The 26,715-nt window shown below is 64.2% G+C and carries 29 protein-coding genes and 2 pseudogenes; 20 read left to right on the forward strand and 11 right to left on the reverse strand.

The annotated features are described in order from the left end of the window. The first annotated feature begins 27 nt into the window (after window positions 1-27). From purL to BJF92_RS18000, 7 genes are all read left to right on the forward strand, one after another. Window positions 28-2,250, forward strand: coding sequence for a phosphoribosylformylglycinamidine synthase subunit PurL (purL, locus tag BJF92_RS17970; RefSeq protein ID WP_075636125.1), 2,223 nt, complete (start codon window positions 28-30; stop codon window positions 2,248-2,250). 172 nt (window positions 2,251-2,422) lie between these two features. Then, entirely contained in the window at window positions 2,423-3,169 is a 747-nt protein-coding gene (locus tag BJF92_RS17975; RefSeq protein WP_075636126.1) for a membrane-anchored protein, read from the forward strand. Further along, window positions 3,169-3,402 carry a BolA/IbaG family iron-sulfur metabolism protein gene (locus tag BJF92_RS17980; RefSeq protein WP_075636127.1) on the forward strand — a complete coding sequence of 78 codons (234 nt, stop codon included), beginning with the start codon at window positions 3,169-3,171 and terminating at the stop codon, window positions 3,400-3,402. The genes BJF92_RS17975 and BJF92_RS17980 overlap by 1 nt, the downstream gene beginning before the upstream one ends. 4 nt (window positions 3,403-3,406) lie before the next feature. Further along, window positions 3,407-3,631: a hypothetical protein gene (locus tag BJF92_RS17985; RefSeq protein WP_075636128.1), complete on the forward strand. Its 225-nt coding sequence runs from the start codon at window positions 3,407-3,409 to the stop codon at window positions 3,629-3,631. Window positions 3,632-3,756: 125 nt separating this feature from the next. Beyond that, window positions 3,757-4,089 (forward strand): Grx4 family monothiol glutaredoxin, encoded by a 333-nt coding sequence (grxD, locus tag BJF92_RS17990; protein WP_075636129.1) that lies wholly within the window; start codon window positions 3,757-3,759, stop codon window positions 4,087-4,089. 592 nt (window positions 4,090-4,681) lie between these two features. After that, window positions 4,682-5,917, forward strand: coding sequence for a multidrug effflux MFS transporter (locus BJF92_RS17995; RefSeq protein WP_075636130.1), 1,236 nt, complete (start codon window positions 4,682-4,684; stop codon window positions 5,915-5,917). Between the two features lie 119 nt (window positions 5,918-6,036). After that, window positions 6,037-7,320 (forward strand): multidrug effflux MFS transporter, encoded by a 1,284-nt coding sequence (locus tag BJF92_RS18000; protein ID WP_075636131.1) that lies wholly within the window; start codon window positions 6,037-6,039, stop codon window positions 7,318-7,320. A 97-nt stretch (window positions 7,321-7,417) separates the two neighbouring features. Here the strand turns inward: BJF92_RS18000 and BJF92_RS18005 are convergent, their stop codons facing one another. The 4 genes and pseudogenes from BJF92_RS18005 to rpsD all read right to left on the reverse strand — a co-directional run bounded on the left by BJF92_RS18005 (window position 7,418) and on the right by rpsD (window position 11,093). Continuing rightward, window positions 7,418-8,242, reverse strand: coding sequence for an inositol monophosphatase family protein (locus tag BJF92_RS18005; protein WP_075636132.1), 825 nt, complete (start codon window positions 8,240-8,242; stop codon window positions 7,418-7,420). After that, window positions 8,239-9,039: pseudogene (gene ttcA, locus BJF92_RS18010) on the reverse strand (tRNA 2-thiocytidine(32) synthetase TtcA); the annotation flags it as partial. The gene BJF92_RS18005 and the pseudogene ttcA, both read right to left, overlap by 4 nt. Window positions 9,040-9,392: 353 nt before the next feature. Continuing rightward, window positions 9,393-10,337, reverse strand: a complete 945-nt coding sequence (locus BJF92_RS18015) for a glutaminase (RefSeq protein WP_075636133.1) — start codon at window positions 10,335-10,337, stop codon at window positions 9,393-9,395. A gap of 138 nt (window positions 10,338-10,475) precedes the next feature. After that, complete coding sequence (gene rpsD / locus BJF92_RS18020) at window positions 10,476-11,093, reverse strand: 30S ribosomal protein S4 (protein WP_075636134.1); 618 nt, start codon at window positions 11,091-11,093, stop codon at window positions 10,476-10,478. Window positions 11,094-11,429: 336 nt separating this feature from the next. Here rpsD and BJF92_RS18025 point away from each other — a divergent pair. Then, a pseudogene (locus BJF92_RS18025) lies at window positions 11,430-11,872 on the forward strand (DUF5680 domain-containing protein). Between the two features lie 56 nt (window positions 11,873-11,928). Continuing rightward, entirely contained in the window at window positions 11,929-12,546 is a 618-nt protein-coding gene (locus BJF92_RS18030) for a hypothetical protein (protein ID WP_075636135.1), read from the forward strand. Between the two features lie 12 nt (window positions 12,547-12,558). On the opposite strand, the gene BJF92_RS18035 is transcribed toward BJF92_RS18030, so the two are convergent. From BJF92_RS18035 to BJF92_RS18055, 5 genes are all read right to left on the reverse strand, one after another. Further along, entirely contained in the window at window positions 12,559-13,485 is a 927-nt protein-coding gene (locus tag BJF92_RS18035) for an alpha/beta hydrolase (protein WP_075636136.1), read from the reverse strand. 1,242 nt (window positions 13,486-14,727) lie between these two features. Continuing rightward, complete coding sequence (locus BJF92_RS18040) at window positions 14,728-15,099, reverse strand: TfoX/Sxy family protein (protein WP_075636137.1); 372 nt, start codon at window positions 15,097-15,099, stop codon at window positions 14,728-14,730. Between the two features lie 166 nt (window positions 15,100-15,265). Beyond that, window positions 15,266-16,006: an XdhC family protein gene (locus tag BJF92_RS18045; RefSeq protein ID WP_075636138.1), complete on the reverse strand. Its 741-nt coding sequence runs from the start codon at window positions 16,004-16,006 to the stop codon at window positions 15,266-15,268. Then, window positions 16,003-16,341 (reverse strand): XdhC family protein, encoded by a 339-nt coding sequence (locus BJF92_RS18050; protein WP_075636139.1) that lies wholly within the window; start codon window positions 16,339-16,341, stop codon window positions 16,003-16,005. The genes BJF92_RS18045 and BJF92_RS18050 overlap by 4 nt, the downstream gene beginning before the upstream one ends. Before the next feature lie 121 nt (window positions 16,342-16,462). After that, window positions 16,463-16,909, reverse strand: a complete 447-nt coding sequence (locus BJF92_RS18055; RefSeq protein WP_245294820.1) for a flavin reductase — start codon at window positions 16,907-16,909, stop codon at window positions 16,463-16,465. Between the two features lie 273 nt (window positions 16,910-17,182). On the opposite strand from BJF92_RS18055, the gene BJF92_RS18060 reads away from it, so the two are divergent. From BJF92_RS18060 to BJF92_RS18085, 6 genes are all read left to right on the forward strand, one after another. After that, complete coding sequence (locus BJF92_RS18060; RefSeq protein ID WP_075636177.1) at window positions 17,183-18,274, forward strand: branched-chain amino acid ABC transporter substrate-binding protein; 1,092 nt, start codon at window positions 17,183-17,185, stop codon at window positions 18,272-18,274. Window positions 18,275-18,379: 105 nt separating this feature from the next. After that, a complete protein-coding gene (locus BJF92_RS18065; RefSeq protein WP_075636141.1) occupies window positions 18,380-19,375 on the forward strand; it encodes a P1 family peptidase in 996 nt (331 codons plus the stop codon). A gap of 283 nt (window positions 19,376-19,658) precedes the next feature. Continuing rightward, window positions 19,659-20,342, forward strand: a complete 684-nt coding sequence (gene rpe / locus BJF92_RS18070; protein WP_075636142.1) for a ribulose-phosphate 3-epimerase — start codon at window positions 19,659-19,661, stop codon at window positions 20,340-20,342. A 202-nt stretch (window positions 20,343-20,544) separates the two neighbouring features. Next, on the forward strand, window positions 20,545-21,846 hold the full coding sequence (gene purB, locus BJF92_RS18075) for an adenylosuccinate lyase (protein WP_075636143.1): 1,302 nt from the start codon (window positions 20,545-20,547) through the stop codon (window positions 21,844-21,846). A gap of 311 nt (window positions 21,847-22,157) precedes the next feature. Continuing rightward, complete coding sequence (locus tag BJF92_RS18080; RefSeq protein WP_075636144.1) at window positions 22,158-22,466, forward strand: PilZ domain-containing protein; 309 nt, start codon at window positions 22,158-22,160, stop codon at window positions 22,464-22,466. 96 nt (window positions 22,467-22,562) lie between these two features. Further along, window positions 22,563-23,135: an RBBP9/YdeN family alpha/beta hydrolase gene (locus tag BJF92_RS18085; RefSeq protein ID WP_075636145.1), complete on the forward strand. Its 573-nt coding sequence runs from the start codon at window positions 22,563-22,565 to the stop codon at window positions 23,133-23,135. 62 nt (window positions 23,136-23,197) lie between these two features. On the opposite strand, the gene BJF92_RS18090 is transcribed toward BJF92_RS18085, so the two are convergent. Next, window positions 23,198-23,512, reverse strand: a complete 315-nt coding sequence (locus tag BJF92_RS18090; RefSeq protein WP_075636146.1) for a DUF1476 domain-containing protein — start codon at window positions 23,510-23,512, stop codon at window positions 23,198-23,200. 269 nt (window positions 23,513-23,781) lie between these two features. Between BJF92_RS18090 and purC the strand changes: the two genes are divergently transcribed. From purC to BJF92_RS18115, 5 genes are read left to right on the forward strand one after another with little or no spacing between them, the layout of a single operon-like run. Next, entirely contained in the window at window positions 23,782-24,546 is a 765-nt protein-coding gene (gene purC / locus BJF92_RS18095) for a phosphoribosylaminoimidazolesuccinocarboxamide synthase (protein WP_075636147.1), read from the forward strand. Window positions 24,547-24,558: 12 nt separating this feature from the next. Beyond that, window positions 24,559-24,801: a phosphoribosylformylglycinamidine synthase subunit PurS gene (gene purS, locus BJF92_RS18100; RefSeq protein WP_075636148.1), complete on the forward strand. Its 243-nt coding sequence runs from the start codon at window positions 24,559-24,561 to the stop codon at window positions 24,799-24,801. Window positions 24,802-24,819: 18 nt separating this feature from the next. Beyond that, on the forward strand, window positions 24,820-25,077 hold the full coding sequence (locus BJF92_RS18105) for a hypothetical protein (RefSeq protein ID WP_075636149.1): 258 nt from the start codon (window positions 24,820-24,822) through the stop codon (window positions 25,075-25,077). Next, on the forward strand, window positions 25,074-25,745 hold the full coding sequence (gene purQ / locus BJF92_RS18110; protein ID WP_075636150.1) for a phosphoribosylformylglycinamidine synthase subunit PurQ: 672 nt from the start codon (window positions 25,074-25,076) through the stop codon (window positions 25,743-25,745). The genes BJF92_RS18105 and purQ overlap by 4 nt, the downstream gene beginning before the upstream one ends. Window positions 25,746-25,750: 5 nt before the next feature. Further along, window positions 25,751-26,149, forward strand: a complete 399-nt coding sequence (locus BJF92_RS18115; protein WP_075636178.1) for a hypothetical protein — start codon at window positions 25,751-25,753, stop codon at window positions 26,147-26,149. A gap of 255 nt (window positions 26,150-26,404) precedes the next feature. Here BJF92_RS18115 and BJF92_RS18120 read toward each other — a convergent pair whose 3' ends face one another. After that, window positions 26,405-26,668: a DUF1127 domain-containing protein gene (locus BJF92_RS18120; RefSeq protein WP_245294817.1), complete on the reverse strand. Its 264-nt coding sequence runs from the start codon at window positions 26,666-26,668 to the stop codon at window positions 26,405-26,407. Window positions 26,669-26,715 lie beyond the last annotated feature (47 nt).

The following is a 26,715-nucleotide window of genomic DNA, read 5'->3' on the forward strand; positions in this document are numbered from 1 at the left end:
TCTTGCCTTGACCGGATCTGCCGCTCCATGACCCTTCCCAACGACATCGCCATCACGCCCGAACTGATCGCCTCGCACGGCCTGAAGCCGGACGAGTATCAGCGCATTCTCGACCTGATCGGGCGCGAGCCGACCTTCACCGAACTCGGCATCTTCTCGGCCATGTGGAACGAGCATTGCTCCTACAAGTCCTCGAAGAAGTGGTTGCGCACCCTGCCGACCAAGGGTCCGCGCGTGATCCAGGGCCCGGGCGAAAATGCCGGCGTGGTGGATATCGATGATGGTGACTGCGTGGTCTTCAAGATGGAGAGCCACAACCACCCCTCCTTCATCGAGCCCTATCAGGGCGCGGCGACCGGGGTCGGCGGCATCCTGCGCGATGTCTTCACCATGGGCGCGCGGCCGGTGGCGGCGATGAACGCCCTGCGCTTCGGCGCGCCCGATCATGCCAAGACCCGCCATCTCGTCTCCGGCGTGGTGGCAGGCGTGGGCGGCTATGGCAATTCCTTCGGCGTGCCGACCGTCGGCGGCGAAGTGGAATTCGACGCCCGCTATAATGGCAATATCCTGGTCAACGCCTTTGCCGCCGGCCTCGCCAAGTCCGACGCCATCTTCTATTCCAAGGCGGAAGGCGTGGGCCTGCCGGTGGTCTATCTCGGCGCCAAGACCGGGCGCGACGGGGTGGGCGGCGCCACCATGGCCTCGGCCGAATTCGACGAGCAGATCGAGGAGAAGCGCCCGACCGTGCAGGTAGGCGACCCTTTCACCGAAAAGTGCCTGCTGGAGGCCTGCCTGGAGCTGATGGCAACCGGCGCCGTCATCGCCATTCAGGATATGGGCGCGGCCGGCCTCACCTGCTCGGCTGTCGAAATGGGCGCCAAGGGCGATCTCGGCATCGAGCTCGATCTCGACAAGGTGCCCGTGCGCGAGGAGCGCATGACGGCCTATGAGATGATGCTGTCGGAAAGCCAGGAGCGCATGCTCATGGTGCTGAAGCCGGAGAAAGAAGAGGAAGCCAAGGCGATCTTCGTCAAATGGGGCCTCGACTTCGCCATCGTCGGCAAGACCACGGACGACCTGCGCTTCCGCATCCTGCACCAAGGCGAAGAAGTCGCCAACCTGCCGATCAAGGAACTGGGCGACGAAGCGCCCGAATATGACCGCCCCTGGACGCCGGCCAAGGTCGCAGCCCCGCTGGCGGATGACGCCGTGCCCCAGGCCGACATCGCCGACGCCCTGCTGAAGCTGGTCGGCTCCGCCAACAATTCCTCGCGCCGCTGGGTGTGGGAGCAATATGACACGCTGATCCAGGGCAATTCGCTGCAGGTGCCGGGCGGCGATGCCGGCGTGGTGCGTGTGGATGGCCATGCCGCCAAGGCGCTGGCCTTCTCCTCCGATGTCACGCCGCGTTATGTCGAGGCCGATGCCTATGAGGGTGGCAAGCAGGCGGTCGCCGAATGCTGGCGCAACCTGACGGCCACGGGCGCGCTGCCGCTGGCGGCGACCGACAATCTGAACTTCGGCAATCCCGAGCGTCCCGACATCATGAGCCAGCTGGTTCATGCCATCAAGGGCATCGGCGAGGCCTGCACCGCGCTCGATTTCCCGATCGTCTCGGGCAATGTCTCGCTCTACAACGAGACCAACGGCCAGGGCATCCTGCCAACCCCGACCATCGGCGGCGTCGGCCTGATCAAGGACTGGAAGCGCATGGCGCGCATCCGCTTTGCCGCCCAGGGCGAAACCATCCTCTTGGCCGGTGCGCCGGAAGGCTGGGGCACGCATCTCGGCCAGTCCGTCTATCTGCGCGACATTCATGGCCGCGCCGAAGGCAGCGCGCCGCATGTGGATCTGGCGCATGAGCGCAAGGTCGGCGATTTCGTCCGCGCTTTGATCACGGAAGGGCTGGCGACATCGGTGCATGATTGCTCGTCCGGCGGTCTGGCGCTGGCGCTGGCGGAAATGGCCATGGCGTCCGGCATCGGCGCGACCGTCTCGGCCCCTGCCGATCACGATCCGCTGGCCGTGTTCTTCGGCGAGGACCAGGGCCGCTACGTGCTGACCCTGCGCGAAGCCGATCTCGCCAGCGTGACCGAGCGGGCCAAGGCGGCCGGCGTCGCCCTGCCCGTCATCGGCCGCACCGGCGGCGAAACGCTGAAGCTTGGCGCTGCGCGCCCGGTCGCGGTGGAAGCGCTGACGGCAGCGCATGAGGGCTGGTTCCCGGCCTTCATGAACGGCACGGCGGCCTGACAGTCTGTTCAAGACTTGCTGTTGGTCTGACGAAAATGGTGATTTCGAGAACCGGAGCGCCGCGTCCTTAAGGTCCGTGAGCACCGGAAGCGCAGAAATTGCCATTTGCAGGCGGCCAACGGCGATTGTTGGACAGATGGTGAGGCGGCCGTAGGCAGGGGCGCGTGCAGACATGACATTCTGGCAGAGGCTGAACCGCGCCCGGCGCGCCTGGCGCTATCGGTGGCGCTATAGCAGGCGCAAGCCGCAGGCGCCGCGCGAAGCCGAACCCTTTAGTGGGCCGGTGATCGTGCTCGGCTCGGCTCCGGTCTCCACCCGGCCGGCCGGTTTCGACGCGGGCTTCCGCCTCATCGCCATCAATGGCTCCCAGGCCGCGGCCAAGGCCTGGGGCGTGGCCGCGCCCGACGTGACCTTCCTGCAGTTCAACCAGGTGGAAGGCAAAGGCGATCGCGCCGTGGCCGTGCGCCGCGTGCTGTCAGGCGAGCGCTGCGGCACGCTCTATGTCATTCGCTGGCCGAAGGGCATGGATCAGCTGAAAGCCGGTCTGGCCGCCTTTTCCTATAGCTATGACAGGCTGGAGACGATCGACGCATATCAGCGCAGCCGGCTCGCCCATGACGTGCTCGGCCGGCTGATCGTCGAGGCCGACAATGATTCGAAATTCTCCAACGGTCTCACCGCCGTCTTCTACGCGCTGGCCAATGGCGCGACATCCGTCATCATCAGCGGCATCGATCCGGGCTCGGCCGGCCATGTCTACAACGATCTGAAACTGGAGCGCTTGCATTCGGGCACGGATGCCAAAATACTGGCGGAACTGGTCGAGCGCGGCTTTCCGGTCTTCACGGCTGACAGGCATGTGGCGGAAAAATCGGGGCTGCCGCTGTGGACCGGCGAGAAGAAGAAGGAAGATGCCTGATGCCAATGTCCCCGGGCGATATTGAAGACATGATCAAGGCCGGCATTCCCGGCGCCGCCGTCACCATCCGCGATCTGGCGGGCGATGGCGATCACTATGCCGCGGAAGTCGTGGCTGAAGCCTTCCGGGGCAAGAGCCGCGTGCAGCAGCACCAGATGGTCTACAAGGCGCTACAGGGCAATATGGGCGGGGTTCTGCATGCGCTCGCGCTGCAGACCTCGGTGCCGGACTGAGACCATGGCCGGTCTGATGGAGACCCTGGTCAAGGGCGTGATCGATTCAGTCCTGAAAGAGGTTCTGAAGAAAACCGGCGCCAAGCGCGCGAGCCGACGCACCAAGCGCCAGACGCGCGATCCCAAGGGACGCTTCACGCCCAGCCCCTCGCCCAAGCGCGTGAAGGCGCGCAAGCAGGTCAGCAAGCGGCGCACGGCCGCTGCGCGCAGCAAGCAGCGCTCTGTTTGATGGACCGCCCTTCCCGGCTCAAAAATTTGCCGGCTCGGGATGAAAATCCGGCGCGTGCATGTTATCTGACACCTATGAGAGAAGGCCCCGATCCTTGACCTCGGGCGCCAAAAGGAAGCCAGGATATGAGCGGAATTCACGAATTCATCGACAATGAAGTCAAGACCAACGATGTCGTCCTCTTCATGAAGGGCACGCCGCAATTTCCGCAATGCGGTTTTTCCGGCCAGGTCGTGCAGATCCTCGACTATGTCGGCGTCGACTATAAGGGCATCAATGTTCTGGCCGATGCCGATCTGCGCCAGGGCATCAAGGACTATGCCAGCTGGCCGACCATTCCGCAGCTCTATGTGAAGGGCGAATTCGTCGGCGGCTGCGACATTGTGCGCGAAATGTTCCAGGCCGGCGAGCTGCAGACCATGCTGCAGGAACAGGGCATCGCCGTTCGCGCGGCCTGAACCGACAAACCATCACGATTGTGAGAAAAGGCGGGCAACCGCCTTTTCGTCGTTTTCGCCTCGATAAGCGCCGCCCTTTCGCCCTGCTCCGATCACACTCTTGTGACCGGCTATTTTCTGCAGTTGCTGGCTGCACAGGCTTTCCATTAGTAGCAGTTGAAGATCATGAGGGTCCCGTCAATTTTTTGTCGTGACGGTGCGGGCAGCACGGCCTGTCATCCTCTGATTACAAAACACAGGAAAGAAGATGCCTGGCGGCCTGTTCCCGGAACAGTCCGGGAATGTCTTCCAGTTTGACCAGGAACTGTTAGGGCCATCGGCCATTTTCAGCTGATCGTTTGAGGCATGCAGGGTCCGGAACGGGTCTGCAAGTTTTGCAGCGCGTCCGAATGCGTTCTGATTCAGGGACCTCTGCAAGACAGCGAAGGTTTCATCGCATCCCGTGTCTCACGGGCTTGGCAATCGTCAAGGCTGCTGCATCGAGCAGCCTGCCCTTCGGCCTTTTGCGCCGGTGGCAGGCATAGGAAGGAACCGTGCGACAAGAACGGTTCCAGCGCCTGAAGAGGGTGCTCTCTGACCGGAAAGACAAGAGATGACGACCACATCCGAGACAGCGCCGCTACCGACCCTGTCCAAGACCCAATTCGTCGCGCTGATGGCCATGCTGATGTCGATCAATGCGATCTCCATCGACATCATGCTGCCTGGCCTGCAGCAGATCGGCGCGAGCCTGGGCGTTGCCGACGAGAATGAGCGCCAGCTGGTGATCTCGACCTATATGATCGGCATGGGCTTCGCCCAGCTGCTGTTCGGGCCGCTGTCCGATCGCTTCGGCCGGCGCCTGCCGCTTCTGGCGGGGCTCGGGCTTTATTGCGCCTGTGCGCTGGCCATCGTCTTCGTGCCCAGCTTCGGCCTGATGCTGGCCCTGCGCTTCCTTCAGGGCGTGGGCGCCTCCGCCACGCGCGTCATCACCGTCTCGATCGTGCGTGATGTCTATGGCGGGCGAATGATGGCCGAGATCATGTCGCTGATCATGATGGTCTTCATGGTCATTCCGGTGATCGCGCCGAGCATCGGCCAGCTGATCATGCTGTTCGGCGAGTGGCACCTGATCTTCGTCTTCATCTTTATCTTCGGCCTGGTCGTTGCCGGGCTGTTTGCCTGGCATGTGCCGGAGACCCTGCCTGCGGAGAATCGCCGCCCCTTCACCTTCAGCTCGATCGCGGCGGCCTTCGCCATCGTCATCGGCAACCGCATCGCCTTTCTCTATGCGCTCGCCATCGCCTTCATTTTCGGCGGGCTGTTCGGCTTCATCAATTCGGCGCAGCAGCTTCTGGTCGATGTCTATGGTTTCGGCGTCTATTTCCCCGTGGTCTTCGCGGCCTTTGCCGGCCTGATGGCTGTGGCCTCCTTCGCCAATTCGCGTCTGGTGCAGCGCTTCGGCATGCGCCGGCTATCGCATGCGGCGCTGATCGGCTTCTGTCTTGTCTGCCTCGCCTGGGCCCTGACCGCCTTGTTCGGCGAGGTGCCCTTCTGGCTGTTCGCGGTCTATTACATGCTGGCCATGTTCCAGTTCGGCCTGATCGGCCCGAACTTCAACGCCATGGCCATGGAGCCGCTCGGCCATGTCGCAGGCACCGCCTCCTCTGTTCTGGGCTTCACCCAGACGGTGCTCGGCGGCTTCATCGGGGCGCTGATCGGCCAGGCCTTCGACGGCACCGGCACGCCCTTGGCCTTCAGCTTCCTGATCGTGGCCATTGCCGCGCTGGCGATGGTGCTGATCGCCGAGCGCGGCCGGCTGATGCGGCCACATCTGGCGGCATCGTAGCCTCCCGTCCACAGGCGGAGGCCCGAAACCGCGCCGCGCTTTCGGCCCTTCTCGAATCCTATTCCATCTACCGGCGCACGGGCCCGCCAGTGCCGCCGCCCGCTCTTGGAGGAGCATTCATGCCACCGCATATCGACCAGGGCCCTGCGAGCGATCAGGGCTCGCAGCGGATCGGCCTCGGCTTCCGCGAATTCATCATCACCATCGCGCTGATGACCGCCAGCATCGCCTTTGCCATCGACATCATGCTGCCGGCCCTGCCCCATATTGCCAGCTCGCTCAAGGTCACCAATGCCAATGACGCGCAGCTGGTCATTGCCGTGTTCTTCTTCGGCTTCGGCCTGTCACAGCTCGTCTTCGGCAGCCTGGCAGATGCCTTCGGGCGCCGGCGCGTGCTTTTGGCGGGACTGGCGATCTTCACGGTGACAATGCTCGCCGCCGCCTGGACCGAGAGCTTCACCGCGCTCCTGATCCTGCGCTTCTGCCAGGGCATCGGCGGCGCGGCGGTGCGCATCTGCACGACGGCAATCACGCGCGACTGTTTCGGCGGCCGGGAAATGGCGCGGGTCATGTCCTACATCATGATCGTCTTCATGATGGTGCCGATCCTGGCGCCCACGCTCGGCCAGGCCATCATCACCTATGGCGACTGGCCGTGGATCTTCGTGCTTTTGGGCGTGGTGGGGGCGATCCTGTTCGTCTGGGCAAGCTTACGCATGCGCGAAAGCCTGCCGCAGGCGGAGCGCCAGCCGCTCTCCTTCGGCTCTGTCGCCTCGGGCTTTTCCACCGTGCTGACCAACCGGGTGACCTCAGGCTACATGCTCGGGCTGACGCTGTTCACCGGTGTCATCTGCGCCTTCATCGTCACGGTGCAGCAGGTGTTCGGCACGGTCTACGGGCTGGGCGACTGGCTGCCGATCGCCTTTGCCGGCACCGCCTCGGGCATCGCCATCGCCAATTTCGCCAATGGCTATTTCGTCCGCCGCTTCGGCATGCGCCGCATCTCCCACGCGGCGATGATCGGTTTCACCCTGCTGTCGGCGGCGCTCTATCTGATGGCTCTGGCCGGCACGCCGCCCTTTATCGTCACCTATCTCGGCATCTCGGTGCTTCTGATGATGTTTGCGGCGATTGCCACCAACTTCACCGCCATCAGCCTGGAGCCGATGGGCCATATTGCCGGCACGGCCACCGCCATCACCGGCTTCGTCTCGACCACAGGCGGCGCCATCGTCGGCGGGCTGATCGGCCAGATGTTCAATGGCACGGTGCAGCCGCTGTTTGGCGGCTTCACGGCTTTCGGCGCGCTGACGATCATCGCCGTGCTCTGGGCCGAGGGCGGCCGCCTCTTCACCCATCCGGGCGACGAGACGGCGCTCGATCCCGGCGCCGGGCATCTGTAGGCGAGCGGTCTGCCTGTTATCTGTGATCATGAAAAAGGGCCGGGTTGCCTTTGCAGCCCGGCCCTTCTCATGCCAACCATAGCCGGTGAACCCGCCCTTAGGCGACGAAGACCTTCTCGCGCAGCTCCGTCCAGGCGTCGCGGTCGCTGGCGACCAGCAGGCCGCCGGCCAGATCGCCCGGCCGATAGGGCGTGCCGTCGAAGCGCGCGACATGGGCGCCGGCCTCCTCGGCGATCAGGCAGCCGGCCAGATGATCCCATGGCATCAGCTTCTGATACATCAGGAAGTGCAGGAAGCCGCCGGCGAGCGTGCGATATTCATGGGCGGCGCAGCGATAGCTGGCGGCCACGCGCACCTGGGCGAGCTTGCCCATGATCACCGCGCGCATATCCGGCGCGTAGAAGCCCGTCGAGGCGCAGCCGACCATGGCTTCCAGGTCCGGGGCGGGCGAGACGGCGAGCTTTTCCTGGCTGCCGTCGGGCCGGCACATCCAGGCGCCGGAACCCTTCTCGGCAATCACCCAGTCATTGCCGAGCGGATCATAGATGATCCCGGCCAGCGTCTCCCCTTTGGCCACAACGCTCGCCATGACACCGAAGAGCGGCATGCCGGCGGCGTAATTATAGGTGCCGTCGATCGGATCGACCACGACGGCAAGATCGGCGCCGGCAAGCTGGTCGAGAAGCAAGGGATCGGCGGCCGTCGATTCTTCCCCGACGAACAGCGCGCCCGGCAGGATCGCCTCCATGCGCGCCTTCATGAAGCGTTCGGCAGCCTCGTCGGCCTCGGTGACGAGGTCGATGGCCTCGCTCTTGGCGCGGATGTCGCCGGCGCCGAGATTGCGGAAGCGCGGCAGGATTTCGGCATCCGCCGCCTCCTGCATCAGGGCGGCCAGCGCGGCGACGTCGATCTCGGGGGTCATGCGGAAGGCTCCGGAAAGAGGGATTTGAAGTCGAAAAGCTTGGGGTCCATCAAATGCGACGGGTTCACATGGCCGAGCGCGCGCAGCATCCGATCCTTGCGGCCGGGCATGCGCCGCTCCAGATCGGCCAGCATCGTCTTCATCGCATTGCGCTCCAGCCCGTCCTGCGAGCCGCAGAGATCGCAGGGAATGATCGGAAACTGCATGGCCGCCGCGAACTTCGCCAGATCCTCCTCAGCGGCATAGGCGAGCGGGCGCAGAACCATCAGATCGCCCTCATCATTCAAAAGCTTCGGCGGCATGGCCGCCAGCCGGCCACCATGGAAGAGGTTCATGAAGAAGGTTTCGAGAATGTCCTCGCGGTGATGGCCGAGCACCAGCGCGTCGCAGCCTTCCTCGCGCGCGATCCGGTAGAGATTGCCGCGGCGCAGGCGCGAACACAGCGCGCAATACGTCGCCCCTTCCGGCACCTTCTCCTTCACGATTGAATAGGTGTCGCGATATTCGATGCGATGGGGCACGCCGATCGAGGCGAGATAATCCGGCAGGATGTGCTTGGGAAAATTCGGCTGGCCCTGGTCGAGGTTGCAGGCGATCAGCTCGACGGGCAACAGGCCGCGCCATTGCAGATCGATGAGCAGCGCCAGCAGGCTGTAGCTGTCCTTGCCGCCGGAAAGCCCGATCAGCCAGCGCTTCTGCCGCTCCAGCATGCCGAAATCGTCGATCGCCTGGCGCACCTGGCGCAACAGACGCTTGCGCAGCTTGTTGAAGGAAACGGAAGACGGCATGCCGGCGAAGATTGCCGGCTGCTGGCCGGCGAGATCTTCGCCCTCGATCGGCAAGGCAAGATCGCCGCTGATCGGCAACGTAAGATCGCCGCTGATCGGCAAGGCCCTATCGCCGTTCATCGGCAAGGCGCTTTCAGGCTCGATGGGTGAGGCATCCATGGATGGATCCGATCCGGGTCTTTCGGCATGCCCCGCATGAGGGCGGCCGTACAGAAATCTGGATGGCGGCATGAAAGCCGCCCAACTCTGCCAGCGGCTTGCCCCGATCGCCCGACAAGATCAAGCAAAAAGGATGTGCCAGCGTCAATCCAGCCACGCAAAGGCCCGGGGCGCACAGGTCTCCGGCAATCTCAAGCCGCGCCTTACGCGCCAAAAACCGACCAGCCGGTGCGGTGTGCCAGCATTTCCAGCGCCAGGGAGCCGAGCAGCGAATTTCCATTGTGGTTGAGGCCCGGCGACCAGACCGCGATCGAGGCCTTGCCCGGCGCCACCACCAGAATGCCGCCGCCCACGCCGCTCTTGCCGGGCAGGCCGACATGATAGGCGAAATCGCCCGAGCCGTCATAATGGCCGCAGGTCAGCATCAGCGCATTGATGCGCTTGGCCCGCTCACGCGAGACCACCGTGTGCCCCGACAAAGGCGTCACCCCGGCATTGGCGAGGAACAGGCCGGCGCGGGCCAGCTGGACGCAGCTCATGGCAATGGCGCAATGGTGGAAATAGACGCCGAGCACATGCTCGACCGGATGATCGAGCCGGCCGAAGGAGCGCATGAAATTGGCGAGCGCCGAATTGCGAAAGCCTGTGGCGGCCTCCGACCGGGCAACCGCGGGATCGATGGCGATGTCCTCGTCATTGGCGAGATAGCGCATGAAACGCACGATTTCGCCGATCACCTCGCGCGGCGTATGTCCCGCGAGAATGAGATCGCTGATGGTGATGGCGCCGGCATTGATGAAGGGATTGCGTGGCTTGCCGCCTTCCTGCTCCAGCTGGACGATGGAGTTGAAGGCCGAGCCCGAGGGCTCGCGCCCGACCCGTCGCCAGATGTTCTCGCCATGCTTGCCCATCGCCAGCGTCAGCGTGAAGACCTTGGAAATGCTCTGGATCGAAAAGGGCTCGGCCGCATCGCCGACGCTTGCCACCTGCCCGTCGATGGTGACGACGGCCATGCCGAATTTCTTCGGATCGATGCGCGCGAGCGGCGGAATGTAATCGGCCACCTTGCCCTCGCCGCGCCGGGGCGAAAGCGCCGTATAGATGTCGTCGAGAATGGCCTGCAGGTCGAGGGCTTGGGAATCCGGCATCCTGTTCTCCGGCGTCTGAAAAGCGCCGGCGCGGGCGGGCGCTGGATGTCCCTCGTCGCGGCGGCGGCTGAAGAATAAAAAAAGCCGCCCATTCCTGAGCGGCTTTTCGCGACTTCGCAAGTGCGAAGATGCAAGAGATCAACGCGAATAGAATTCGACGACCAGGTTCGGTTCCATGATGACCGGATAGGGAACATCGGCCAGGCCCGGAACGCGGGCGAAGGTGGCGACCATCTTGTTGTGATCGACTTCGATGTAATCCGGAACGTCACGCTCGGCGAGCTGGACAGCTTCCAGAACCGAAGCGAGCTGCTTCGACTTCTGGCGCACTTCGATCACGTCGCCGACCTTGCAGCGGTAGGAACCGATGTTGACGCGAACGCCGTTGACCGTGACGTGGCCATGGTTGACGAACTGGCGGGCAGCCCAGACGGTCGGAACGAACTTCGCGCGGTAGACGATGGCGTCCAGACGCGATTCGAGCAGGCCGATCAGGTTTTCCGAGGTGTCGCCCTTGCGGCGGTTGGCTTCGTCATAGATCGCGCGGAACTGCTTCTCGCGGATATCGCCGTAGTAGCCCTTCAGCTTCTGCTTGGCGCGCAGCTGCACGCCGAAGTCGGAAAGCTTGGACTTGCGGCGCTGGCCGTGCTGGCCCGGGCCGTATTCGCGGCGATTCACCGGGGACTTCGGACGGCCCCAGATGTTCTCGCCCATGCGGCGATCGATTTTGTACTTGGACGATGCGCGCTTGCTCATCCGTATTTCCTCTTGTTATCACCGGCGATCCTGTTCGTCAGGATCCCGGCCGTCTTGTCAGGAAACACGCCCTCCTCTTAAGTCCGCTCTCGCGTCCTTCTGACAGGCTTCTCTCGGTGCGACCGGAGACTCCACGGGACATGTCAAAGAAAACACCGGGCGTTGCGGCCCGGTGATGCCGGCGTCTTTAAGACCATGTCACCGAATTGTCAACCTCTGCCCCATGATGGCAGGCCCTGCCACTCCCTGCGGAAACCAGGGGCAAGATATAGCTTGATCTCCCCAAAAGATCTTTTTATGTTCTCTTAATAGTCACTTTTTGTTCAAGGCACCGGCATGGAACTCGCGGAATTCATCGTCGAGGCGAAAGCCGCGACCTATGTGGGCGGCGGCGCAAAGAGAGGCTCAAGCCGCCCAGGATCGCACGATCTGGCCTATGAGGCCGGCCGCTGGCGCTATCTCGACAGCTATTCGGCGGAACAGACTTTCTCGGCCAGGAATGCGTCTGGCAGGAGAATCGCCCCGTCTGGGCGATGAACTATTATGGCCGCATCCTCGAACCCGCGCTGATCGATGCCACGCTTGCCGGCGGCATCATCCAGAAGGCGCTGTCCGCCCTCTATCGCGAGGGCCGGTTTCTCGGCGGATTTCGGTTCGCGCTGGCGCCGTATGATTATATCGATGAGAGCACCGGCGATTATCTCAGCTTCACCGGGATCGAGCGCGCGGGACGGACGGTCTATCGGCTGGACTATCATGGCGGGCTGATTGTCGACTGAGCGTCAACGGCGGCGATCCGCGCGGGACAGGTCACGATATCAGAAGGAGCGTCGCGATGCGCCGCCCGAAATCCATGCGTGGACTGGAGACGCTGGGGCGCGTGCGCCTGTCGGAGAGCTTCTTCCTGCGCGATTTCCTCCATTCGGAAATCGCCAGCCTTCACGGATTTGCCAATATCCCCGACGATCCCGATCGCGCGATCGAGACCGGGTCGCAGCTCTGCCAGCAGCTGCTCGAACCGCTGCAGAAGACCTTTGGCCGATTGCATATTCGCTCGGGCTACCGCTCGCCGGAGGTGAACGATTTCGGCAACCGCCATGGGCTGAATTGCGCGTCGAATGCGGCGAGCGCGGCGGGCCATATCTGGGATGCGCTTGACGCCGAAGGACACAAGGGGGCGATGGCCTGCATCGTCGTGCCCTGGGTTTGGGATCGCCATCAGCAGCCCGGCGACTGGCGCCGGCTTGCCTGGTGGATTCACGACCACCTTCCCTATGCGACGCTGGAATTCTTCCCGAAGCTCTGGGCCGTCAATATTGGCTGGCACGAGCGGCCGGCACGCCGCATCACCAGCTTTGCCCATCCGCGCGGGCTCCTGACGCGGCCGGGCATGGAGGGGCATAACGGGCTGCATGCCGAGCATTATGCAGGTTTTCCGCCCCTGGAGCGATGAGCGTGCGCCTATTCAGGAGACGACGCCCTGAAGCTTCAGCCAGGACTCGAGCTTCAGCGGCCAGTCGGCCGTGGGGCTGCCGCGCTTGCCCATGCCGAAGCCGTGACCGCCGGCCGAAAGCCGCATCAGCTCGGCCTTTACCCCGGCCTTCTTGCAGGCCTCGGCCATGATCACGCCGTTTTGCGGGTTGATCACAGGATCATCGAGCGCATCCATCAGGAAGAGCGGCGGGCAATCCGGGCCGACATAAGTCTCCACCGACCAGGCCTTGACCAGGGCCGCATCCGCTTCCGGGCCGATCAGGATACGGCGCGACATCGACTTGCCGTAAGGCAATTGCATGGTGATCACGGGATAGGCCAGCACGGCCCAATCGGGCCGCGACGAGATCGTGTCGATGGTGTCGATCGGCGCATAGGCCCGGAAGGAGGAGCGCGTCGCCGTCATGCCGATCAGATGACCGCCGGCGGAAAAGCCGATCGAGCCGATCCGCTGCGGATCGAGATTCCAGCGGCCGGCATTGGACCGGATCAGCCGCATGGCGCGCTGGGCGTCCTGCAGCGGTGCCAGAGCGCCGGCCTTCCAGCCCTCGCCCGGCAGCCGATAGGTCAGGATGAAAGCCGTGACACCGCGGGCGTTGAACCAGTCCGCCGCGCCCTTGCCTTCCCAGCCATTGGAAATCGTCTTGTAGCCGCCGCCGGCCGCAATAAGCACCGCGCTGCCATTCGGCCGCTCCGGACGGAAGATATCGACCGTGGGCACGGAGACATTGAAGAAGGTGCCGGGTGGATTGGTTTCCGTCGGCCCCGCCGGCCCGCCGCCGCCCGGCGGGCTGTCCGGCCAGAGCGGCACGGTGGCGCCGCCGGTGCTGGCGTGCGCCAGACGCGGCATCATCGCCCCAACGGCAAGCGCCGAAAGGAAATCACGACGTCCCAACATTCACTGCCCCCTGAAGCCGCTCGCAGACCCTGCCGGCCGCCAGCTCGTCACCATAGTCGCCTCATGATTCCTGAAAGCCTCAGACGGAAAAGCCGGATTGTCAGAGGCTCCAGGCATTTGTTCCTGCATCAGCTTCACCCGAAAACCAGTTCCCACTCGTCGGGCTGATGCGCCGGTTTGCTTTGGCATCAGCTTCACCCGAAAACCGGTTCCCACTTTTCGGGCTGATGCCTTGCGCACCCCGCCGACCCGCGATCTCCCGGTTGGTGACGACACCGCATCTGCGATCACGCCACGGAAAAGCGGGCCACACGGCATCGGCGCCAGCCTTATTCGCTGCTTATGTCAGATTTATGCATAGTTTCGGGAAAACGGCAGTTCAATTCGATGGATATCCCAAACGTCCTCAAGACGTCATCGATGCTGTGGCTCGGCCTCTCATCCTGGAGAGGATGTGCGCAGCCACGCTGCCTCAGCATCCTGGATGCCACGCGGCGCTGGCTTGCAACCGATCGCGTCCCGTGGGTTCTTCCGGATCTGCCATCTGGCAGTGCGATCAATCTGCGCAGGCCATAGCGAAAATTCGTGGGATTGGCTCTACACAATCCTGTGAAAGCCACCTAGCTCAGCGCATTTTATTCGAATATTAATATTTTCATAGAAGTCGAGTTAATTGCATGCTGTGCAATGCAACTCAAACAGGAAAACTGTCACAGATTCTAGAGGGCAGAAAGTGAAAATTTGAGAGGAACCCTTGATCAGTTCTTTTCATTTTGCCCTTAGCGTGGACCAAGACCGGAGCGGAGATAAAGATGTTCTATACTCTATTTTGCGCTGCAGCAACGATCCTCGTGGTGATGCCGTTTGGTTTCGCACCGGCAGTTGCGGAACAGCCTCGTCTTTCACCGAGAAGACGCATTCATTAAGCATCCCGAGCGTTGGCATGCGGATGATTTTCCCGCGCCATAGTAAAGAATACGGCCTCGGATGGTAAATCTGGCGTTCGACGTTTCGTGACTATGATGAAGCATTCTGCTTCTCAGACAACTTTTGCGCTGTTGCTCCGCGGATAGCCCTGTCGGGTCGTCTCGCGTCCCGAGTTCAGCTGGCACGCAGCTGGATGGAAAACTGCGCCGGTCGAGCGACCGGAGGAGGCGATTTGACGGCCGGTCTGAGCCGTCTTCAGCGGCCTTGTCGAAACATATGCCAAGATCGGGACGATGCGGCGCGCTTATGCGCGGATCAGCCGGCCGGCGATCGTCCCCGCTGCCGCGCAGGCCGGACAGGCGTTGCCTTGTCCACGGCGCGCAGGGCGGCATCAAAGGCTTCACGCACCCACACCGCCATCTCATCGGGATCGTCATAGGCGGCAGGCGGCACCGTCCAGTAGGGCATCAGCACGGTCTTTCCGCCCTTCCCCTCGTAAGACCAGCGCTCGGCACCTGCCGCCTCCAATCTTGGCGCGCTTTCGCCATCGCCCTTCAGCATCAGCGTGTCATGGAGAAGGATGGCGAGGATCCGTCCATCGGCATAGATGCCCTTGCCGCCGAACATGCGCCGGATCGACACGGGACCGAGACTGTCGAAGATCTCGCGAATTGCCTCATCATCCATGATCTCACGCTCCGTCTTTGCCGTCGGTCCGGCCGGCGCATCCTGCGCGGCAGGAAAAGGACGTCAAGCCGGAAGACAAGCACGGCAGCGACAGGTGCTGATCGATCTTCGGAAGAAACGATGCCGAAAGAAAATCCAGGCCAGGGACGGATCCCGCCTTTCAAGCTCAGCCATCGACCAGACAGGCCGCCCGCGCGCGCGGCGCCTGTGCAGCGATGCGGCCGGTGGCGGCCCTGTCCGGCCGGCGCAGCGCCGCGATGATCTCCGCCAGGATCGCGACGGCGATTTCCTGCGGCGTGGCCGCGGCGATATCGACGCCGATCGGCGCATGGATCAGGCCGAGATCCTCGTCCGAAACGCCTGCGGCCGAGAGCCGCTCCACACGCTGGGCATGCGAGCGCCGGCTGCCGAGCGCGCCGATATAGAAACAGCGCGCTTTCAAGGCGGCGATCAGGGCCGGGTCATCCATGCCGGGATCATGCGATACCGCGGCGAGCGCCGTGAATTCATCCAGCGGCTGCGCGGCAAAGGCGTCTTCGGGCCAGTCCACCAGAAGTTCGACCCCGGCAAAGCGTTCCGGCGTGGCAAAGCCGCTGCGCGGATCGACCACGGACAGGGCGAAACCGCAGACCGGCGCCAGCGCCGCCAAGGCCTGGGTGATGTGAACCGCCCCCACGGCAACAATGCGCGGAGCCGGCAGATAGACATTGATGAACTGCCGTCCGTCTTCTGCCTGACAGGACTTTCCCGTGCGGAAAGCATCCGCAAGCGCCGGTTCCAGCCAGTCCCCGGCGATGGTCTCGGGCAGGACCATGCGCATGGCGCCGCTCGAAAGATCGGTGACGGTGGCCACGGGGCGGCGTGCGGCGCGCGCGCCATTGACGGCCTCGATGATGCCGGCCGTCAATGTGCGACATCCTGCACGAAAACGCTGATGCGCCCGCCGCAGGAGAGGCCGGCCCGCCACGCCGTTTCGTTCGAAACGCCGAATTCCAGAAGCCGCCCTGCCCCGCCGGTCTCGATCACCTCGATCGCCTGGGTGATGACTTCGCTTTCGACGCAGCCGCCAGAGACCGAGCCCTCGAAATTGCCGTCCTGATCGACCACCAGATGGCTGCCGCGCGGGCGCGGCGCCGAGCCCCAGGTGTCGATGACGGTTGCCAGCGCCACACGCCGGCCCTCGCCCGCCCAGCGCTGGGCGATAACCAGCGGATCCCCCGCCTCCATCCAAGCCGATACCATGCCTGTCCGCTCCTTTCGCCCGTCCGCGATGCCTTTGCGCCATGAGCTAGGGCACGACGGGGAAAATTGTATGCGGCTGGGATGTCGTGGTCTGATCGAGCGCGAAAAAGCCTGCCGAAGCTCAAAGCGACCGATAGGCGCGGTCGAGATAGACCAGGGCCGGATTGCGCTGGCCGAGCACCACGGCCTCGACGGCGCCGAACAGAACCATGTGCGTGGCGACCACGCGCGATTCGACGATCCGGCAGTCGAAGGCGGCCACTGCGTCTTCCAGCACCGGCGCGCCGGTAGCGAGCTTCGTCCAGCGGCCATGGTCGAATCGGTCGCCCTCGATCGGCTCGCTGCCGGAAAAGACCTGCGCCAGCGCCAGCTGATCGGCGCCAAGCAGATTGAGCGAGAAGACGCCGGCCTCAAGGAACAGCCGGTTCTTCGGATTTTTGGTGTTGAGGCAGATCAGCAGCGTGGCGGGATCGTCGGAGACGGAGCAGGCCGCCGTGATCGTCACGCCCCTGCGCTCGCCGGCATGATCGACGGCGGCGATATGAACATGGCCGGCGAGCCGGCTCATGGCATCGCGATAGCTCTCTTTGTCGGGTCTCGAAAGGGTCAAGGCCTCAGGGCTCCGTTTGGCAAGGCGTGGCCGCAGGATGAGAAGGCGCGAAAGACAAACCGCGCCCATTCTTGCGGACCTGCCGAGACATACATCTTTCCCATGCGGAAAAAAGCGTCCCACAGAGCTTTTCTCGGCTCCGTTTGCGATCGCGGCGGCGCGCCCTGCTTTCTCTTTGACCTTGCCTGCGTGCTGGCGCAAAATGGGCGCCATGCATTTCTGGACATCGCCATGCTGAAGCCTTTCCTGGGCCTTTTCCTCGCCGCAGGCCTCCTTCCCCTTGCCCATGCCGAACAGGCCGCAGCCGCCGGCCTGCGGCTTGCCGTGGTGGCGCCGACGCAAGGGCCCTTCGCCCAGCTCGGCCGGCAGATCATCGACGGCGCGAAATTCGAGGCCGAGAAGCGCGGCAGCACCATCATCGTGGTGCCGGAGCGCTGCGAGGAGGGCAATGACGATGCCCTGCGCGCCGGGCTCGCCGCCGCCAAGCCCGAGGCAGCACTCGGCTTTCTCTGCACGGAAAGCCTGGTCTCCGCTTTGCCGGATCTCGCCAAAACAGGCATTCCCGCCATCACCGTCAGCGTCCGTTCCGACATTCTGATGGAGGACGCGCTGAAGAATCAGTGGCCGCTCTTCCGCTTCGCGCCGTCGGGCAGGACGGAGGGCGAAGCGGCGGCCCAGGCGATCCTGTCGCGCTGGCGCGACCAGCCGCTGGGCCTGATCGATGACGGCACGATCCATGGGCGCGAACTCGTGGCGGCCGTCAGGGCGAAGCTCGAGCAGATCGGCGTGACGGCGACCTTCACCGACACCTTCCGCCCCGGCCAGGAGCAGCAGATCGCGCTGGTCCGGCGGCTTGGCCGCAGCGGCGCCAGCCATGTCTTCGTCGGCGGCGACCGCAGCGACATCGCCATCATCGCCCGCGATGCCGCATCGGAGAAGATCCCCCTGACCTTGATGGGCGGCGAGGCGCTGCAGGCGGCCGATGCCGGCGTGGCGCTGGCAGAGGGCACGCTCGCCATCGGCCTGCCCGATCCGGCCGAACGCGCGGATGCCGCCCCGGTCGTTGGCGCCATGCGCGCCGCCGGCCTGCAGCCGGATGGCTATGTTCTGCCTGCCTATGCCGCCGCCACGCTTTTGGAAACCGCCAAGGACCGCGCGGCAAGCGAGGGCATTCCGCTGGCCCAGGCGCTGGTCAGGGATCCCTTCCCCACCGTGCTCGGCCCGGTGCATTTCACCGAAGGCCATGAGTTGGCAAGATCGCGCTACCGGCTGCTGGAATGGCGCGGCAACAGGTTTCAGCTGGCCTCACCGGCGGCGGATTAGCGTATCGGACCCCAAACCCGGACAAGGGACACGAGGCGAATGTCTGTGAGCCGGCAAACCATTTGCGCCGTGTCCTGAAAAAGTCGGCATGGCAGGAGAAGACCGATGGCGCACTGGACCAACAGCATTGCCGATGTCGCCGGGCTGACGATCGGCCAGGCCGAGGATGAGGGACTGAAATCCGGGGTGACGGCGCTCTTGTGCGACACGCCCTGCGTGGCCGCCGTTCATGTCATGGGCGGCGCGCCGGGGACGCGCGACACCGATCTGCTTCTGCCTGAAAACACGGTGGAGCGCGTGGATGCGCTGGTGCTGTCTGGCGGCTCGGCCTTCGGCCTGGATGCGGCCTCCGGCGTGCAAGGCGCGCTCCGGGAAATGGGGCGCGGCTTTGCCGTCGGCCCGGCCCGGGTGCCGATCGTTCCGGCGGCGATTCTGTTCGATCTCCTGAACGGCGGCGACAAGGGCTGGGGCCGCTTCCCGCCCTATCGCGACCTCGGCTATCAGGCCGCGCTGAAGGCCGGGCGCGCGGTGGCGACAGGCAGCGTCGGCGCGGGAACGGGGGCGCTGACGGCGGGGCTGAAGGGCGGGCTGGGCACGGCGTCGCTGCGCCTGCCCTCAGGCTTCACGCTGGGGGCGCTGGTCGCCGTCAATGCGCTGGGCTCGGCGACGGTCGGTCGCACGCGTCATTTCTGGGCTGCCCCCTTCGAGAAAGGGCAAGAATTTTCCGGCCTCGGCTGGCCCTCGCCGATGCCTGAGGATGCGACGGCGCTGCGGCTCAAAGGACGGCCGGAGCCCGGCACCAACACCACCATCGCCATTCTCGCCACCGATGCCGTGCTGACCAAGGCCCAGGCCAAGCGCCTCGCGGTGACGGCCCATGACGGCTTTGCCCGCGCGCTCTGGCCAGCGCATACGCCGATGGATGGCGACCTGGTCTTCAGCCTGGCCACCGCGGCTGCGGAGCGCCTGCCGGATGCGGACGCGATGATGGAACTCGCCGCCTTTTCCGGCGCTGTCATGGCCCGCGCGATCGCGCGCGGCGTGCACGATGCCACGCCGGCGGCGGGAGACGTCATGCCCTGCTGGTCGAGCCTGACCTGAACTGGCCTAAACCGGACCGGAGGAAGGCGGATCGCGATCCCGAGGCAAAGATTGCCGCGCCGGGGTGCGGATGCTATTGCGCACGGGCAACGGCATCCGGCGCCGGGACGATCGAGCCTGGCCGGCTTCGGCGAGACGACAACCGGCCGTGTCCGGTGGCGGCGAATCCGCACGGCATGGCAGCGAAAGCGCATTTCCGCCGGATGCTCCGCCTGTTTGTTTTGCATCGGAGCGATCGGATAACCGATCCCGCCTGTCGATCCGATGCCTGAGGAGAACGCGCATGTCCCATACCCCGCCCATCCGCATCGCCCCGTCGATTCTCGCCGCCGATTTCGCGCGGCTCGGGCAGGAGGTGCAGGACGCCATGGCCGCCGGAGCCGACTGGGTGCATCTCGACGTGATGGACGGGCATTTCGTGCCCAACATCACCTTCGGTCCCGATGTGATCAAATCCCTGCGGCCGCTGACCGACGCCTTTTTCGACGCGCATCTGATGATCGCGCCGGCCGACCCCTTCATCGAGGCCTTCGCCAAAGCCGGCTGCGACCAGATCACCGTGCATGCCGAGGCCGGGCCGCATCTGCACCGCTCGCTTCAGAGCGTGCGGGCACTGGGCAAGAAGGCCGGCGTGGCCATCAATCCGGCAACGCCGGAAAGCGCGGTCGAATACCTGCTCGATACGGTCGATCTGATCCTGGTCATGACGGTCAATCCCGGCTTTGGCGGACAGAAGCTGATCGAGGCGACGCTGGACAAGGTTTCCCGCGTGAAGGCGATGATCGGCGATCGGCCGATCCAGATCCAGGTCGATGGCGGCATTGCGCGCGACACCATCGCTCGCGCGGCCGCCGCCGGGGCCAATGTCTTCGTTGCCGGCTCGGCGATTTTCGGCGCGAAGGAGCCGGGCGGCTATGCCCGCGAGATCGCCGCCCTGCGCGCCAATGCCGAGGCCGCCCGCGGCTGACCGCCTGGCGCCGGCGCGGGTCGTTCGACGCCCGCGCCGGCCGCATCCCGGCAGGGTTCAAACCACGCGCCGCGCCAGATTGTGATTCGCGCGGCGATGGTCTACAGCATCGCGCCATCAGGGCGCGCAACGTCCGGCCGCCGGTCCGCCGCGCCGCCCTTCCCTCTGCAGCCACCCGATTTTCCAAGAAAGCGGCATTGCCATGATCCCTCGCTATTCCCGACCGGAAATGGTCGCCATCTGGTCGCCCGAAACCAAGTTCCGCATCTGGTTCGAGATCGAGGCCCATGCCTGCGACGCGCTGGCCGAGCTTGGCGTGATCCCCGCCGAATCGGCTCGCACCATCTGGGAAAAGGGCGGCGCCGCCACCTTCAATGTCGACCGCATCGACGAGATCGAGGCCGTCACCAAGCATGACGTGATCGCCTTCCTGACCCATCTCGCCGAATTCGTCGGCCCCGATTCGCGCTTCGTCCATCAGGGCATGACCTCGTCGGACGTGCTGGACACCACGCTGAACATCCAGCTGGTGCGCGCGGCCGACATCCTACTGGCCGATATGGACCGGGTGCTTGCCGCGCTGAAGGCGCGCGCCCTCGAGCACAAGGATACGGTGCGCATCGGCCGCAGCCATGGCATCCATGCCGAACCGACCACCATGGGCCTCACCTTCGCCCGCTTCTATGCCGAAATGGCGCGCAACCGCACCCGTCTCGTCCATGCCCGCGCCGAAGTGGCGACCGGGGCGATCTCCGGCGCCGTCGGCACCTTCGCCAATATCGATCCGCGCGTTGAAGAGCATGTCTGCGAAAAGCTTGGCCTGACGCCGGAGCCGATCTCCACCCAGGTGATCCCGCGCGATCGCCATGCCATGTTCTTCGCCACGCTCGGCGTGATCGCCGCCTCGATCGAGAATGTCGCGATCGAGATTCGCCACATGCAGCGCACCGAGGTTCTGGAGGCGGAAGAATTCTTCTCGCCCGGCCAGAAGGGCTCCTCGGCCATGCCGCACAAGCGCAACCCGGTGCTGACGGAAAACCTGACCGGGCTGGCGCGCCTCGTGCGCATGTCCGTGACGCCGGCCCTGGAGAATGTCGCCCTGTGGCATGAGCGCGACATCAGCCATTCCAGCGTCGAGCGCGCCATCGGCCCTGATACGACGATCACGCTCGATTTCGCGCTGAACCGTCTCGCCGGCGTTATCGAGAAGCTGGTGATCTATCCGGACAACATGCTGAAGAACATGAACAAGTTCCGCGGCCTCGTGCATTCGCAGCGCGTGCTGCTGGCGCTGACCCAGGCCGGCGCCTCGCGCGAGGACAGCTATCGCCTGGTCCAGCGCAACGCCATGAAGGTCTGGGAAGAAGGCAAGGACTTCCTGACCGAGCTTCTGGCCGATGACGAAGTCCGCGCCCGGCTGAGCGAGGAAGAGCTGCGCGAAAAGTTCGATCTCGGCTATCACACCAAGCACGTAGACACGATCTTCGCCCGCGTCTTCGGCTGATCGGCCCTGCGGGGCATCGCCACCGCGATGCCCCGGTTCGGTTCATGCCCTGCCCGCGATGCCTGTCTGCGGCGGGGGCCTGTCTGCGGCGGGGTGCCGGCGGCTCGGTAAAAATAAAACAACCGCTCGCTCAAAATACAGCTTTCGCGCACAGTCTTTCTCAACCGCTGCGATGCAAGTCTGCCCGCGTCAGAGCATCGGACCGGAGACAGAACGCGGCCTGATGCTTCCGTCTTTTGTTTCTACATCGATGCCGCGAAAACCGGTTTCCGCTTTTCGCGCCGATCCACGAGAACGCGGGAGGAGCCAGCATGCGCCACTATCAGAACCGTCGTGAAGAACCGCGATCGCCCGCCCGGATCGAAGGGCAGGTCCGCTGCCACGACGCGCAGACACGCGGCCGGGTGCTCAATCTCTCGCCCGGCGGGGTCTGCATCGAGCTGCGCGGTCCGATCGGCGCCAGCCAGGGCGCACCGATCGTCCTCGACACCGAGGCCGTCGGCCTGCTGCAGGGCATCGTCCACTGGTCGCGCGGCGATCGCATCGGCATCCGGCTGGAACGCTCCAGCAATGCGGCGGCCAAGATCAGCTCCTATTTCCGCCTGTTCGCGCGGGGATAGCCCTCGCCGGACGAAAAGCCTAGCGGGGCGTGTCCGGGGCGGTGATCTCGGCTGCGATCTTGACTTCGCCGCACGGCGGACGCAGATGAGCCCGTCATGAAAGCCTCAGAAGCAGACATTCTCATCATTCCCGGCTACACCAATTCCGGACCCGACCACTGGCAGACGCGCTGGGAGAGCAAGCTCGCCTCCGCGCGGCGCGTGGAGCAGGCGGAATGGTCCAAGCCCGTGCGCGAGGACTGGGTGCAGCGCGTGGCGGAAGAAATCGCCGCGGCGACCAAGCCGGTGGTGCTCGTTGCCCATTCGCTGGGGGTGACGACCGCCATTCACGCGCTCGAACAGGCCGGCACCGACAAGATCGCCGGCGCCTTCTTCGTGGCGCCGCCGGATGTGGCCAATGCCGAGATCCGGCCGAAGCATCTGATGACCTTCGGACCCTATCCGCGTAACCGCCTGCCCTTCCCCTCGCTGATCGTCGCCAGCCGCAACGATCCGTTCGGTTCCTACGAGCATGCCGAGGCGATTGCCGATGCCTGGGGCTCGCTGCTGGTGGATGCCGGCGAATCGGGCCATCTCAACAGCGAGTCGGGCCATGGCCCCTGGCCGGAAGGGAGCATGGTCTTCGCCCGCTTCCTCAGCCAGCTCAAGCCGCCGCAGCCCGTAGGGTAGAGCGGCACGGCGTTCGTGCCCTCGCAAAAGCGCCCCAGCCCATCGCCAAAGACTGGCGGTGATCAGAATTCATCGACCTCGCTGAGCGCATCATGCATCAGCTCGTCCATCCTGGCGCGGATGTCCGCCTCGTCGATCGCCACACCGGCGGCCTCGAAATCGGCCTTCAGCTTGCGCACGACATCCTCATGGCCGAGCTCCTCGAAATCGGCGGCTGCCACCTCGCGAGCGTAGAGATCAGGTTCGGGATGGCCGAGCAGGCCGGCTGCCCACAGGCCGACCATCTTGTTGCGGCGCGCCTCGGCCTTGAAGCGCAATTCCTCGTCATGGGCGAATTTGTTTTCGAAAGCACGTACACGATCGGGCATGATGGTCATGGTCGTCTCCCTTTACCGGTCACGGCCACGCCTGCGGGCGCACGGCCCGCACGGCCGCAGGCGGGAGGAAATCAAATGGCCGCCAAAAGCGCAAGCCAAGCTTTTGCGCCTCTGATTGTTTCCGCATAAGCGCGCGCAAAAGCGCCCTCTCACCCCGGACGCCGATTGTGAAAGACGTTCATTTCGGCTATTCACCCGCTTGAACACCTTTGAGCGGACGCCGACTTTTTAAAAATGCCGGCGTTCCAGTAACGATAGAGACCAATTCCATGAACCGTCGCCGCCGTATTTACGAAGGCAAGGCCAAGATCCTGTATGAGGGTCCGGAGCCAGGCACGCTGATCCAGTTCTTCAAGGATGATGCCACCGCCTTCAACAAGAAGAAGCATGATGTCATCGACGGCAAGGGCGTCATCAACAACCGCATCTCCGAATATATCTTCACCCATCTGAACAAGATCGGCATTCCCACGCATTTCATCCGCCGGCTGAACATGCGCGAACAGCTGATCAAGGAAGTGGAGATCATTCCGCTCGAGATCGTCGTGCGCAACGTCGCCGCCGGCTCGCTGTCCAAGCGGCTCGGCATCGAGGAAGGCACCGTTCTGCCCCGCTCGATCATCGAGTTCTACTACAAGGCCGATGCGCTCGAAGATCCGATGGTCTCCGAAGAGCATATCACGGCCTTCGGCTGGGCAAGCCCGCAGGAACTCGACGACATCATGGCGCTCGCCATCCGCATCAACGACTTCCTGTCCGGCCTTTTCCTTGGCGTCGGCATCCAGCTCGTCGATTTCAAGATCGAATGCGGCCGACTGTTCGAGGGCGACATGATGCGCATCATCCTCGCCGACGAGATCTCGCCCGACAGCTGCCGCCTCTGGGATGTCGAGACCAAAAACCGTATGGACAAGGACCGGTTCCGCCGGGACATGGGCGGGCTGGTCGAAGCCTATCAGGAAGTAGCCCGTCGCCTGGGCATCATGAACGAGAACGAGCCGCCGCGCGGCTCCGGCCCGGTTCTGGTCAAGTAAGGAGCACCGATCATGATCAAGGCACGCGTCACCGTGACGCTCAAGAACGGCGTTCTCGACCCGCAGGGCAAGGCGATCGAAGGCGCGCTCGGCGCGCTTGGTTTCGACGGCATCGGCCAGGTTCGCCAGGGCAAGGTCTTCGATCTGACGATTGAGACCGCCGACCGCGAAAAGGCCGAGGCCGACCTCAAGGCCATGTGCGAGAAGCTGCTGGCCAACACCGTGATCGAGAATTATACTATCGCCCTCGACTGACGGGTGAAGGAGCGCGCCATGGCGAATGTCACCAACGAGCTCATGTACGAGCTGTTGAAGCGGATGAATCAGAGGTTCGACCGGGTCGATCAGGCCGTCGGCGAACTGAAGAACGAGATGCAGAGCATGCGCGGCACGCTCATCTCCATTCATCAGGACATTCACAACATCTATGGCATTTTGGGGCGGCATGAGAGCCGCCTCGATCGTATCGAAAATCACCTCGAACTGCGCGAGCTCGCCGAGGCCCAGGCAAGGTTCGAACCGCACCCATGAAATCAGCCGTCGTCCAACTTCCCGGCCTCAACCGTGACCGTGACATGATCGCGGCTCTGACGCTGATCTCCGGCAAGGCACCGGTCACCGTCTGGCAGACGGATACCGAAATTCCCGATGTCGATCTGATCGTCATTCCCGGCGGCTTTTCCTATGGCGACTATCTGCGCTGCGGCGCGATTGCTGCGCGCATGCCGGTGATGCAGGCGATCCGCGCCAAGGCGGAAGCCGGCGTGAAGGTGCTGGGCGTGTGCAACGGCTTCCAGATCCTGCTCGAGGCCGGCCTGCTGCCAGGCGCGCTGATGCGCAATGCCTCGCTGCGCTTCGTCTGCAAGGAAGTGAAGCTGGAAGTGGTCAATGCCGAGACGGCGTTTACCCGCGCCTATGGCAAGGGCCAGATCATCCGCTGCCCCGTTGCCCATCACGACGGCAATTATTTCGCCGATGCCGAGACGCTTGAGCGCATCGAGGGCGAGGGGCAGGTCGTGTTCCGCTATGCCGAAGGCACCAATCCGAACGGCTCGTTGCGCGATATCGCTGCCGTCACCAATGCCGCCGGCAATGTGCTGGGCATGATGCCGCATCCGGAAAACCTGATCGAAGCAGCCCATGGCGGGTCCGACGGCCGCGGCCTCTTCGCCTCCGCGCTCGACGTGATCGCCGCCTGATCATGATGCGTGTCATCCCCCTCGGCGCGCTGATGGCGCTAGCGGCCATCGCGCTGCCGGCCTGCCAGGCCTCGGCGCCGGCCCCCAAGGCCCCGCCCGCTCAGAATACGGCCGCCCTGCCGACCATGGAGCGGATCGCGCTGGCGGCCAATCGCTGCTGGTTCAAATCAGGCGATGCCGCCTTCAAGCCCTACCGCATGGCGCCCGAGCTGAACTCCTTCTCCGGCCGGCCGCGCATCCTGCTGGTCCATCGCGGCGCGCCGGAAGCCCGGCCGCTGGCCGTGGTGCAGGCGGAGGGCCACCCTGCCCGGCTGCAGGCCTTCGGGCCCCTGTTCTCGCAGGATGTGGGCCCGCGCATGACCGGCGATATCCGCCGCTGGGCAAATGGCGACACGGGCTGCTGACGCCTTGGCGCACCGGAGCGAAACGTGGGAACCGTTTTTCCGTCCGATGCGCCCGATCGTCTTTGTCTGAAGCATGATCTTATCGAATCCTCTCCGACCGGATTGTATCCCAAGGAGCGCAAGAGGAAGCCAGACATGAAAAAGGAGTGCATCCAGCCGGATCGCACTCCTTTTTCATGTCTGGGACAAGGATGACAATCGTCTCCATTGCTTCGCTGATGATCCGATCCTGATCGCTGATCGCATCATCGGCCGTCAGTCGAAGAAGAAGGATTTGGACACTTCGGCTTCCGCCTCGGCCCGGCTGATGCCGATATCGCGCAGCTGGTCGTCAGAAAGGTCCCGCAGAACCAGCCGGCCGGCGCGCCGCATCCGCCAATGGGAGAAACGTTCGATCAGACGGGCAAAGGTGCCCTTTGCCGGCGCAGGAAGCGGCGACACCATCTCGCCCGCGCTCGTGAAGATGCGTTCGCGCTGATAGCCATCGGGGAAAATTGTCTCATTTGTATCAAGATACACGGGTTCGATTCCTTTTGCGTTCTCAGAAGGAGGTCAATTTACGTCGT

Origin of the sequence: Xaviernesmea rhizosphaerae (assembly GCF_001938945.1) — a bacterium.
Classification (GTDB): Bacteria; Pseudomonadota; Alphaproteobacteria; order Rhizobiales; family Rhizobiaceae; genus Xaviernesmea; species Xaviernesmea rhizosphaerae.